At 71.8% G+C, this 12025-nt stretch carries 10 protein-coding genes; 1 reads left to right on the forward strand and 9 read right to left on the reverse strand.

All coding sequences use genetic code 11. The features are described from left to right. The first annotated feature begins 769 nt into the window (after positions 1-769). The gene (locus ABZW03_RS27075; protein WP_355263438.1) at positions 770-2095 is read left to right on the forward strand and encodes a hypothetical protein; all 1326 of its coding nucleotides are present in this window, start codon (positions 770-772) and stop codon (positions 2093-2095) included. A gap of 106 nt (positions 2096-2201) precedes the next feature. On the opposite strand, the gene ABZW03_RS27080 is transcribed toward ABZW03_RS27075, so the two are convergent. The 9 genes from ABZW03_RS27080 to ABZW03_RS27120 all read right to left on the reverse strand — a co-directional run. Further along, positions 2202-3029, reverse strand: a complete 828-nt coding sequence (locus ABZW03_RS27080) for a CDP-alcohol phosphatidyltransferase family protein (RefSeq protein WP_355263459.1) — start codon at positions 3027-3029, stop codon at positions 2202-2204. A gap of 40 nt (positions 3030-3069) precedes the next feature. Then, positions 3070-3762: a phosphatidylserine decarboxylase gene (locus ABZW03_RS27085; protein ID WP_355263441.1), complete on the reverse strand. Its 693-nt coding sequence runs from the start codon at positions 3760-3762 to the stop codon at positions 3070-3072. 487 nt (positions 3763-4249) lie between these two features. Continuing rightward, the gene (locus ABZW03_RS27090; protein ID WP_355263444.1) at positions 4250-5452 is read right to left on the reverse strand and encodes an acyl-CoA dehydrogenase family protein; all 1203 of its coding nucleotides are present in this window, start codon (positions 5450-5452) and stop codon (positions 4250-4252) included. Between the two features lie 160 nt (positions 5453-5612). Beyond that, positions 5613-6116 carry a MaoC family dehydratase gene (locus ABZW03_RS27095; protein WP_355263462.1) on the reverse strand — a complete coding sequence of 168 codons (504 nt, stop codon included), beginning with the start codon at positions 6114-6116 and terminating at the stop codon, positions 5613-5615. Between the two features lie 2 nt (positions 6117-6118). Next, positions 6119-7081, reverse strand: a complete 963-nt coding sequence (locus tag ABZW03_RS27100) for a CoA ester lyase (protein WP_049655662.1) — start codon at positions 7079-7081, stop codon at positions 6119-6121. A gap of 42 nt (positions 7082-7123) precedes the next feature. Beyond that, positions 7124-9154: a protein meaA gene (locus tag ABZW03_RS27105; protein WP_355263447.1), complete on the reverse strand. Its 2031-nt coding sequence runs from the start codon at positions 9152-9154 to the stop codon at positions 7124-7126. A 10-nt stretch (positions 9155-9164) separates the two neighbouring features. Further along, positions 9165-10502, reverse strand: coding sequence for a crotonyl-CoA carboxylase/reductase (ccrA, locus tag ABZW03_RS27110; protein WP_355263450.1), 1338 nt, complete (start codon positions 10500-10502; stop codon positions 9165-9167). A gap of 369 nt (positions 10503-10871) precedes the next feature. After that, on the reverse strand, positions 10872-11795 hold the full coding sequence (locus tag ABZW03_RS27115) for a TetR family transcriptional regulator (RefSeq protein WP_355263453.1): 924 nt from the start codon (positions 11793-11795) through the stop codon (positions 10872-10874). Positions 11796-11805: 10 nt separating this feature from the next. Beyond that, positions 11806-12025 (reverse strand): hypothetical protein (locus ABZW03_RS27120; RefSeq protein WP_355263456.1); only part of this gene is annotated, 220 nt, incomplete at its 5' end.

A 12025-nucleotide genomic window follows, 5' to 3' on the forward strand; every position in this document is an offset into this window, starting at 1 on the left:
GCAGTGGCTCCCTCCTCCGCCTTGCGATGCACGCACCCCAACGCCGCCCCGCCCGCCCTCCGGGCGGACGACGGGAGTTTGAAGACGGACCCTAGCCCCGGCAGCCCCCCCTCGCGCGTGCGCCGTTTCCGGCCGGGTCCCGATGGCGATGTCCGGTGCGTTTCCCCGTCCACGAAGGAACGTTTCTCCCGTCTATTCCGGGATGCATGAGAAGTCGGCCCGGTCGACTTCTCGTGCCGTTTCCCGCGCCGTGCGACCCCCCGCCCCGTCCGCCATCCGTCCGGATTCGGGCTGGACACTCCCGCCGGACGTCGGCGGCGCGGATTCCCCGTGCGGAAGCCGTCCCGCCATCAGGGGCAAAAATTGGCCCTGCCCCAGACCCCCCACCCGTACGCACAGTGACCGTTCGAACATCCCCGGCAACCGGGGCGCCATGGGTGGCATGGCCAGGTCACACGTTTCCGGCCAGGCGGTTTGCCGCTGTTGCCCGATCTTGCGGAGGTGCTACCACCGGTCGCCCGGTCGTACGGACAACCGGATGTGACAGAAGGCCGGTACAAGGGGAAGACTGCTCGACGTGACGTCTCGGAACCCGCGCGACCGTGATGCCCCGCTCCCGCCGACGATCGGTACCGGTGCGACGGTGACCCGTCTCCCCGGAACGGCCCACCGGCCCGCCGGTGGCAGGCCGGGCGGGGCGGGTGTCCCCCGTAACGGAGTACCCCGGCGGCGAGGGCCCGCTCCGGCTCCCGGACGGGGCCGGGTTCCCGTGCCGGAGGGCTTCCCGGCACCCGCCGAGCTGGCGCCGCTGGCCCGCCGGATGCTGGTGGACGCCGTCCGGGTCGCCCGCTGGGCCGGCGAGCTGGCCGAGGTCGACAAGCGCGGCGAGCTGCTCCCGGAGGACGCCCGTGCGGCGGGCCGGGCGCTGGCCATGACGGTCGGCGCGGCCGCCAAGGCGTGGGGGCAGGCACTGCTGGTCGGCCTGGTGGAGGCCAGGGACGCCGGCGCCGGCCCCGGCTGGCGCCTGCACGCCTGGGAGCACGACGACGAGGCCGTGGTGCGCGGCTGGTCGGCGCTGTTCGACGCCTGGACCCTGCTCGCCCCGGTGCCGCCCGCCGCGCTGCGCGGCGTGTTCGCCGTCCTGGCCGGGCAGGCCGTGGACCAGGCCCCGCAGCTGCTCTCCTTCCTGCACCTGGTGGACGGCCCGGTCGCCGAGAGCGAGCTGCTGGAGCTGCTGCGCCGGGGCCTGGACGAGCGCCGGGTCGGCGCCGGCCTCGGCGGGCCCGGCCTGTCGCCGGTGCCGCACGCCGCCTCGGCGGTCTCCGCCGTCCGCGGCACCTGCCGCGCGCCGCAGATCGACACCCCGGCCTCGCCCTCGGACGTGGCCGCCGTCCTGGACTGGATGCTGGACGGCCTGGCGGCCGTCGGCGCCCTGCAGCGCCGGAACGACGCCGCGGAGCTGTCGCCGCTCGGCCACTGGGCGGTGCGGGCGAAGCTGGAGGAGATCTGCACGGTCGCGCAGACCGCGGCCGGGCACATCGAGCAGAGCGCCTTCGAGCTGCTGAACGCCTGCGCGGACTACTCGCCGGGCCCGGCCCGCGCCGAGTTCCGGGCCTGGGTCGCGGCCCGTCCGGCGGACCGCGCGGTGGGCGAGCTGCTGGACGCCGCCCAGGGCGACGACGCGCTGGTGCGCGGGCTCGCCTTCGAGGCGCTGCGGGTGGCCGGTGGTCCGGCCGAGCAGGCGGTGCGCGCCGCGGTGGACGAGCCGGTGCTGCGCCCCTACGCGCTGCTCTGGCTGGCGGAGCGCGCGGACGAGGGCGTCTCCCCGGCGGACGTGCTGGGCGCGGAGGACGCGGCCTGGCTCTGGGTGGACACCGCGGCCGCGGTGCTCGACCACGGTGAGACCGAGCTGCTGGTGGGCCACGTCGAGGGCGCCGCGGCGGGCGACCCGGTCCGGCTGTTCGCCCGGGCCCGGCAGTCCGGCCACCCGCGGGCGGCCTCGGTGCTGACGGCGGTCTCGGGCGTGCACCCGGACCCGGGCGTGGCCCGGGCGGCCCGCCGCTCGGCCTTCAGCGTGCACACCGGCGGCGCCTGAACCCGCGGGCGCCCCGAGCCGCGAAGAGCTCCGACGCGCTTCGGACACATGAGGAAGGGCCCGGAACCAGCAGGTTCCGGGCCCTTCCTCATGGCGTTCGCGGGGATCAGCCGATCCGCGACTCCGCCCGCCGGGCGCGGACGTCGCCGACCTTCTGCCCCACCTTGCGGCGGATGACCAGCAGCGGCGCCATCGCGGCGAGCGTGATCTGGGCGATCGCGCCGATGTGCATCAGCCGGTCGCCGCCCGGCAGACCGGTGGCCCAGGCGGCCAGGCAGCCGATGGCCACGACGACCCAGCAGAGCGTGGCGGTGGCCAGCAGCCCCTGCGGCTTCGGGTACTCGATCCGGCTGACCATCAGGTACGCGGCGCCGAAGATGGCGAGCAGACCGGGCAGGATCGGCGGGTCGAGCAGCACGATGGCGATCACCGTCATCGCGCCCATCGGGCAGGGCATGCCCTGGAACACCCCGGGCCGCATCTTGACGGCCGAGAAGCGGGCCAGCCGCAGCACCACCGCGAGCAGCACGGTCAGCGCGATGAGCGCCGAGAGCTTGCTGTTGGAGCCGGTGGTCGAGACCATGCCCCAGACCGCGACGAAGTAGGCCGGCGCGATGCCGAAGCTGATCAGGTCCGCCAGGTTGTCCAGTTCCGCCCCGAGGGCCGAGGAGCGCAGCTTGCGCGCCACCAGGCCGTCGAAGAGGTCGCACATCGAGCCGATCAGCAGCAGCGTGACCGCCGTGGCGGCGCTGTGCCGGTCCGGAGCGGCGTCCGGGTTGGTGATGTGCGGGACCAGGACCCCGGTGGTGATCGAGTAGATCGCCAGGAAGCCGCAGACGGCGTTCCCCAGGGTCAGGAAGTCGGCGGTGGACAGGTGCTGGGGAGAGCGCGGGGCGCGCAGCTCGCGGTCGCGCGCCCAGCGGCGGCGGCGCAGGGCCGTCTCCTCGTCGTCCAGGCCGACGATTGTCTCAGGATCAGTCACGGTCAAGGCGCGTCACCCCGGCTGTGGTCTTCTGGCCGACCTCGACGCCGACCTCGACGCCGGCCGGCAGGTAGGTGTCGACCCGGGACCCGAACCGGATCAGACCGATCCGGTCGCCCTGCTCGACCTTGGTTCCGGCCTCGACGTACGGCACGATGCGGCGTGCCACGGCCCCCGCGATCTGGACCATCTCGATGTCGCCGAGCTCGGTGTCGAAGTGCCAGACGACCCGCTCGTTCTGGTCGCTGTCCTTGTTGAACGCGGGGACGAAGCCGCCCGCGACGTGCTCGACCGACGTCACCGTGCCCGGCAGGGGCGCGCGGTTGACGTGGACGTTCAGCGGGCTCATGAAGATCGCGACCCGGGTGCGGCCGTCCGGCCAGGCGTCGATGCTCTGCACCACGCCGTCGGCGGGGGAGATCACTCTGCCCGTGCCGATCTCACGCTCGGGGTCGCGGAAGAACCACAGCATGCCCGCGCTCAGCGCGCAGGCGGGTACCGCCGCCAGGGCCCACTTGCCGCTGCGCCGGGTGAGGGCGGTGGTCACGGCGGCCGTGGCGAGGGTGGGGACGAACCAGGGGGTGGCTCCGCGCGCGATGGTCACGCGGGGTCGCCGACCGGCCGTCGGGGCTGCGAGGGCATCGCGGTCCGTGACGGAGGTGTGAGGGGACGGGCTGATGGGCATCGAAGACCTTTGTCGCGGGGGATCATGGCCGCTGGACGGGGGCCACCGCGGGATCGGTAATAGAGGGACGGCTTGCTGTCCCGGTGGATGCTATCGGGAGCACACGGTGGGTGGGCAACCCGCCTGCTCGTTCATGTGTCCGGTGGCGGCGCGTCTGCGCGTCCACTCCTACGACCGTAGCTCGACCCGGTCCGGTTCCCAAGGGACCGGACAGGGCTGGTGACTCTTGTCTCAACGGGTGCGCGGACGGAACCCGGTGGCCGAAACGGCCGTACCGGCCGGAAGCAGGTGTGCGGAAGCGGCCGCAGGGCGCGTCGTCGCAGCTGTACGCCCTGCGGCCGCTTCCGGAGGGCCGTGCCGGACCCTGGCGGACCAGGCCGGGCCCGTGACGGGACACGGCCCCGCGCCGGAACGGGCCCGCACGCCCGTCGACCGGCGGTTCGAGGGGCCGCCCGGCGCCGAGATCGGTCGGCGGGCGGCCCGGTGATCACTCGGCGATCCGGTACTCCTCCAGGAGCCGGCGCCCGACGATCATCTTCTGGATCTCCGCAGTACCTTCACCGATGAGCAGCATCGGGGCCTCGCGGTAGAGGCGCTCGATCTCGTACTCCTTCGAGAAGCCGTAGCCGCCGTGGATGCGGAAGGCGTCCTCGACGACCTCCTTGCAGTACTCGGAGGCGAGGTACTTGGCCATGCCGGCCTCGAGGTCGTTGCGCTCGCCGCCGTCCTTCTTGCGGGCGGCCATCACCATCATCTGGTGGGCGGCCTCGACCTTGGTGGCCATCTCGGCGAGCTTGAACTGGATCGCCTGGTGCTCGGCGATCTTCTTGCCGAAGGTGGAGCGCTGCTGGGCGTAGGAGATGCCGAGCTCGAAGGCGCGGCGGGCGACGCCGCAGCCGCGGGCGGCGACGTTGACGCGGCCGACCTCGACGCCGTCCATCATCTGGTAGAAGCCGCGGCCGGGGACGCCGCCGAGGACGCGGTCGGCCGGGACGCGGACGTCCTGGAGCACCAGCTCGGTGGTGTCGACGCCCTTGTAGCCCATCTTCTCGATCTTGCCGGGCACGGTCAGGCCGGGAACCTTCGGGTTCGGGCCGAAGCCGGCCTCCTTCTCGATCAGGAAGGTGGTCATGTTCTTGTACGGGGTGCTGCCGCCCTCGTCGGTCTTGCAGAGGACCGCGACCAGGGTGGAGGTGCCGCCGTTGGTGAGCCACATCTTCTGGCCGTTGAGGACGTAGAAGTCGCCGTCCTTGACGCCCTTGGTGGAGATGGCCGAAACGTCGGAACCGAGGCCGGGCTCGGACATCGAGAAGGCGCCGCGGATCTCGCCGGCCGCCATCCTGGGCAGGAAGTGGTCCTTCTGCTCCTGGGTGCCGTGGGCGTTGATCATGTGCGCCACGATGAAGTGGGTGTTCACGATGCCGGAGACCGACATCCAGCCGCGGGCGATCTCCTCGACCACCAGGGCGTAGGTGAGCAGCGACTCGCCGAGGCCGCCGTACTCCTCGGGGATGGTGAGGCCGAACAGGCCGAGCTGCTTCATGCCCTCGACGATGGCGGTCGGGTACTCGTCCTTGTGCTCCAGCTCGGTCGCGACCGGAATGATCTCCTTGTCGACGAAATCCCGCACGGTGGCGAGGATGTCCCGCTGGATCTCGGTGAGGCCGTCGGTCTGTGCGAGGCGTCCCATCGTGCGGCTCCGAAAAGGTCTAAGAGGGCGGGGGGGGATTTTCCGGGGACCCTGCCGGCGTGGCTGCGGCAGCAGGGCCCCCGACCGGGTGGGGGTCGGCCGATGACGGCGGCCTCCCCGTCCGGGGTCTCTTCAAGGGGCCCCTATAAAGGGGTGGGGCTCAGGAGAGCGGGGTCGGACGGCCGGGCTGCTCGCCGCCGCGCTCCTTGGTGTACGTCTCGGTCGGCACCATCACCTTGCGGCGGAAGACGCAGACGACCGTGCCGTCCTGCTTGTACCCCTTGGTCTCGACGTACACGATGCCGCGGTCGTCCTTGGACTTGGACGGCCACTTGTCGAGCACGGTGGTCTCGCCGTAGACGGTGTCGCCGTGGAAGGTCGGCGCGACGTGGCGCAGCGACTCGATCTCCAGGTTGGCGATCGCCTTGCCGGAGACGTCCGGGACGGACATGCCGAGCAGCAGCGAGTAGATGTAGTTGCCCACCACGACGTTCTTGCCGAAGTCCGTCGTCTTCTCCGCATAGTTGGTGTCCATGTGGAGCGGGTGGTGGTTCATGGTGAGCAGGCAGAAGAGGTGGTCGTCGTACTCGGTGACCGTCTTGCCGGGCCAGTGCTTGTAGACCGCGCCGACCTCGAACTCCTCGTAGGTGCGTCCGAACTGCATGGTCACGCCTCCGGGATCTCGAACTTGGTGGTGCGCTGCAGGCCCGCGGCCCGGCCCTTGCCGGCGACGACCAGCGCCATCTTGCGGCTGGCCTCGTCGATCATCTCGTCGCCGAGCATCGCGGAGCCCTTGGCGCCGCCCGCCTCGGAGGTGCAGTAGTCGTACGCGTCGAGGATCAGCTCGGCGTGGTCGTAGTCCTCCTGCGAGGGCGAGTAGATCTCGTTCGCGGCGGCGACCTGGTCCGGGTGGAGCACCCACTTGCCGTCGAAGCCGAGGGCGGCCGAGCGGCGGGCGACCTCGCGGTAGCCCTCCTGGTTGCGGATCTGCAGGTACGGGCCGTCGATCGCCTGGAGGTCGTTGGCGCGGGCGGCCATCAGGATGCGCATCAGGATGTAGTGGTAGGCGTCGGCGCCGTAGCCGGGCGGCTGCTCGCCGACGACCAGCGACTTCATGTTGATGGAGGCCATGAAGTCGGCGGGGCCGAAGATGATGGTCTCCAGCCGGGGCGAGGCCTCGGCGATCGCGTCGACGTTGATCAGGCCCTTGGCGTTCTCGATCTGCGCCTCGATGCCGATCCTCCCGACCTCGAAGCCCATGGTCTTCTCGATCTGGGTGAGCAGCAGGTCGAGGGCCTTGACCTGCTCGGCGTCCTGCACCTTGGGCAGCATGATGCAGTCGAGGTTGGGGCCGGCGCCCTCGACCACGGTGATCACGTCGCGGTAGGTCCAGTGGGTGGTCCAGTCGTTGACCCGCACGACGCGGGTCTTGCCGCCCCAGTCGCCGTTGTTGAGCGCGTCGACGATGTTGTGGCGCGCGCTCTCCTTGACCAGCGGGGCGCAGGCGTCCTCCAGGTCGAGGAAGACCTGGTCGGCCGGCAGGCCCTGGGCCTTCTCCAGGAAGCGCGGGTTGCTGCCCGGCACGGCGAGACAGGAGCGGCGGGGGCGGAGGCGGTTGACTGCAGTCATCAGAATCGAGGGTTCCTTCCCAGTGGTCAGCTGGTCAGCTGGTCAGTTCGTGGCCGCGGTCGGTGCGGACGTCCACGGCTGGAGCTTGTTGGCCAGCCGGATCTCGTCCACGATCCGGCCGATGATGGTCGTGATGCCGAAGTCCTTCGGGGTGAACACGGCGGCGACGCCGGCGGCCTTGAGGGCCTCGCCGTCCGCTGCCGGGATGATGCCACCCACGATCACCGGGACATCCTCCACCCCGGCGCGGCGCAGCCGCTTCAGGACGTCGGGCACCAGCTCGCTGTGCGCGCCGGAGAGGATGGACAGGCCCACGCAGTGCACGTCCTCCGCGACGGCGGCGGAGACGATCTGCTCCGGGGTCAGCCGGATGCCCTGGTAGACCACCTCGAACCCGGCGTCGCGGGCCCGGACGGCGATCTGCTCGGCGCCGTTGGAGTGCCCGTCCAGGCCGGGCTTGCCGACCAGCAGGCGCAGCTTGCCGGCGCCGAGCTCCGCGGCGGTGGCGGCGACGGCGGCGCGGACCTGCTCCAGCTCGCCGCCGGGCTCGGCGGCCACCGCGACGGGGGCGCCGCCGACACCGGTGGGCGCGCGGTACTCGCCGAAGACCTCGCGCAGGGCGAAGGCCCACTCGCCGGTGGTGACACCGGCCCGGGCGCAGGCGAGCGTGGCCGGCATCAGGTTGGCCTCGGTGGCGGCGACGGCCTTGAGCTCCGCCAGCGCCTCCTGGGCGGCGGCCTCGTCGCGCCCGGCGCGCCAGGCCTCCAGGGCGGCGAGCACGGACTGCTCGGAGGCCGGGTCGACCACCATGATCGCGGTGTCGAGGTCGGCGGTGAGCGGGCTGGGCTCGGTGGTGTCGAAGCAGTTGACCCCGACGATCTTGTCCTCGCCGGACTCGATCCGGGCCCGGCGGGCGGCGTGCGAGGCGACCAGGTTGGACTTCAGGTAGCCGGACTCGACGGCGGGGATCACCCCGCCCATCTCCAGCACCTTGGCGATCTCCGCCTCGGCGCCGGCCAGCAGCTCCGCGGTCTTGGCCTCGATCACCTCGGAGCCGTTGAAGATGTCGCCGTACTCCAGCAGGTCCGACTCGTACGCCAGCACCTGCTGGATGCGCAGCGACCACTGCTGGTCCCAGGGCCGGGGCAGGCCGAGCGCCTCGTTCCAGGCGGGCAGCTGGACGGCCCGGGCGCGGGCGTCCTTGGAGAGCGTGACGGCCAGCATCTCCAGGACGATCCGCTGGACGTTGTTCTCCGGCTGGGCCTCGGTCAGGCCGAGCGAGTTGACCTGCACGCCGTACCGGAAGCGGCGCTGCTTGGGGTCGGTGACGCCGTAGCGCTCCAGGGTGACCTTCTCCCACAGCCGGGCGAAGGCGCGCATCTTGCACATCTCCTCGACGAAGCGCACGCCGGCGTTGACGAAGAAGGAGATCCGGGCGACCACCTCGCCCATCCGCTCGGCCGGCACCTGGCCGGAGTCGCGCACGGCGTCGAGCACCGAGATGGCGGTGCACATCGCGTAGGCGATCTCCTGGACGGGCGTCGCCCCGGCCTCCTGCAGGTGGTAGCTGCAGATGTTGATCGGGTTCCACTTGGGGATGCTGCCGACCGTGTAGGCGATCATGTCGGTGATCAGCCGCACCGACGGGCCGGGCGGGAAGACGTGCGTCCCGCGCGACAGGTACTCCTTGACGATGTCGTTCTGGGTGGTGCCGGTGAGCGCGGCGATGTCCGCGCCCTGCTCCTCGGCGACCACCTGGTAGAGCGCCAGCAGCCACATCGCGGTGGCGTTGATCGTCATGGAGGTGTTGGTCCGTTCGAGCGGGATGCCGTCGAACAGGGTGCGCATGTCGCCCACGTGGCCCACCGGGACGCCGACCCGGCCGACCTCGCCGCGGGCGAGGACGTGGTCGGAGTCGTAGCCGGTCTGGGTCGGCAGGTCGAAGGCGACGGACAGGCCGGTCTGGCCCTTCGCCAGGTTCCGCCGGTAGAGCGCGTTGGAGTCGCTCGCGGTGGAGTGGCCTGCGTAGGTGCGCATCAGCCAGGGGCGGTCACGGTTCTGAGGCTCGGTCATCTGATCCGTCTCACACGTTCCGGAAGCGGTTGATGGCGGGCAGGTGCTTCGCGCGCAGCTCGTGGTCGGTGACGCCGAGGCCCTCCTCGGGGGCCAGGCAGAGCACGCCGACCTTGCCCTGGTGCTTGTTGTGGTGCACGTCCAGGGCGGCCTGGCCGGTCTCCTCCAGGGAGTAGACCTTGGACAGGGTCGGGTGGATCTTCCCCTTGGCGATCAGGCGGTTGGCCTCGAAGGCCTCGCGGTAGTTGGCGAAGTGCGAGCCGACGATCCGCTTGAGCGACATCCACAGGTACCGGTTGTCGTACTGGTGCATGTAGCCGGAGGTGGAGGCGCAGGTGACGATGGTGCCGCCCTTGCGGGTGACGTACACCGAGGCGCCGAAGGTCTCCCGGCCCGGGTGCTCGAAGACGATGTCCACGTCCTCGCCGCCGGTGAACTCGCGGATCTTCGAGCCCAGGCGCTTCCACTCGCGCGGGTCCTGGTTGTTCTCGTCCTTCCAGAACCGGTAGCCCTCGGCCGAGCGGTCGATGATCGCCTCGGCGCCCATGGCGCGGCAGATCTCGGCCTTCTGGTCGTTGGAGACCACGCAGATCGGGGTGGCGCCGCCGGCCAGCGCGTACTGGGTGGCGTACGAGCCGAGGCCGCCGCTGGCGCCCCAGATCAGCACGTTGTCGCCCTGCTTCATGCCGGCGCCGTTGCGCGAGACCAGCTGGCGGTACGCGGTGGAGTTGACCAGGCCGGGGGAGGCGGCCTCCTCCCAGGTGAGGTGGGCGGGCTTGGGCAGCAGCTGGTTGGTCTTCACCAGCGCGATCTGGGCCAGGCCGCCGAAGTTGGTCTCGAAGCCCCAGATGCGCTGCTCCGGGTCCATCATCGTGTCGTTGTGGCCGTCCGCGGACTCCAGTTCGACCGAGAGGCAGTGCGCGACGACCTCGTCGCCCGGCTTCCAGGCGTTGACCCCGGCGCCGGTGCGCAGCACCACGCCGGCCAGGTCGGAGCCGACCACGTGGTACGGCAGGTCGTGGCGGCTGGTGAGCGGCGACAGCCGCCCGTAGCGCTCCAGGAAGCCGAAGGTGGAGACCGGCTCGAAGATCGAGCTCCAGACGGTGTTGTAGTTCACCGCGCTGGCCATGACGGCGACCAGCGCCTCGCCGGGGCCCAGCTCGGGCAGGGCGACGTCGTCGAGGTGAAGGGACTTGCGGGGGTCCTTGTCGCGGCTGTCGAGGCCCGCGAACATCTGCTCCTCGTCCTTGTGGAGCGTCACCGCTCGGTAGGACTCGGGCAGCGTGAGCGCCGCGAAGTCCGCCGACGTGCTGTCGGGGCTGAGGATCGCGTCGAGGATTTCCTGCATGGCTGCCTCCGAAGGCGTACCTGTGTGAGGGGCACAGGGCGTCTGGGGGAGCCGGGAGCGGACACCGGCTTCGCTGAGGTGGGTGGTGGGCGGGTCAGGCTGGGCGCCCGGGCGGACCGGGCCGTGGCTGGCTCTGCTCCCGGGGTGTGGGAACGCCGGACGACGGCGCGCCGAGGTGGGGAGCCGCGGCGCCGCGACTGGTGGGTAACAAGGTAGTGGCACCCTGTGCCACTCGTAAAGACACCGGGTGTCACGAATTCCGGCGGCTTCCGAGGCCGTGCGGCGCGCGTTGCGCGGGCATGCGAAGGGCCCGCGCCGACTCCTCGACGCGGGCCCTCGATATCGCCCTGACCTGCGGAAATGCTGCCTCTATGCCTCCCGGGCGCCACTCAGGGCGGCCCGGATGCTGTCCACCACGACGTCCAGCGGAGCGTCCGTCCGGGCGACTGTGATGAGCACCTCACCTCCGGGACTGGCACTCAGTGCGCTCTCCGCCCCGGTGTCCCCGGGGGTCCCGCTGGCACCCGGTGCCACCAGTGATCCCCGGCGTCTGGCGCCCGGCGCGCTGGCGGCCCAGAAGGTCCGCCGGATCACCTCGAAGGAGTGGTCCAGCTGCGCCTCCACGTCGCCCCGGCCGCCGGCCCGCAGCCAGCGCCGCAGCACGTGGTTGTGCGCCGCGACCACCGCCGCCGCCGAGACCTCGGCCAGCATCGAGTCGTCCTCGCCGCCGCGCTGCCAGCCGGACGGGATGGACTCGCCGGTGTCGAAGCGCCCCAGCAGGTAGCGGGTGAACAGCCGCTCGTAGCGGGCCACCACGGCGATCTCCCGCTCGCGCAGCGCCGGGACCTGACGGATCAGCTGGTACCGCGCGACCGACACCGCCGGGGTGGAGGCGTACATCCGCAGCACCTCCTTGATGCCGCGGCAGACCACGTCCAGCGGGTGCTCCTCCGGCTCGGCGCTGGCCAGCAGGTCGGCCACCCGCACCAGGGTGTCGTCGTGGTCCGGGAAGATCGCCTCCTCCTTGGACCGGAAGTACCGGAAGAAGGTGCGCCGGGCCACCCCGGCGGCGGCCGCGATCTGGTCGACCGTGGTCTCCTCGTAGCCCTGCGAGGCGAACAGCTCCATCGCGGCCGTGGCCAGGTCCTGGCGCATCTGCTGGCGCTGCGCCGCCGCCCGGCGGCTGCCCGGCCCGCCGTCCGGCCCGGTGCCCCCGGTCGAGGAGGCGGTCCGGTCGGCGCCGCCGTGCGGCCCGGCGGGGTGCTGCGGGGAGGTTGACTGAACCCGATCCATGTCCGGAACGCTACACGGCCCGGACGGCGCGGCCGCGGCCCTTCCCCGCCGCACCGGCGCGACCGGGCCGGTCACGGCCGGGCGGGGCCAGCGGGAGGACACCGTCCCGGGGCTCCAGCCGGGGCGCGAGGCGGCCGAAGCTGAGCGCGAAGAGGTCCTCGCGCCCGGCGACGGCGTCGCCGAGGTTCCACACGTCGGCGCGGTTGGCGAGCATGTCGGGCAGCCGGAAG

The sequence above is a fragment of the Kitasatospora sp. NPDC004799 genome, from assembly GCF_040609095.1.
Lineage (GTDB): Bacteria > Actinomycetota > Actinomycetes > Streptomycetales > Streptomycetaceae > Kitasatospora.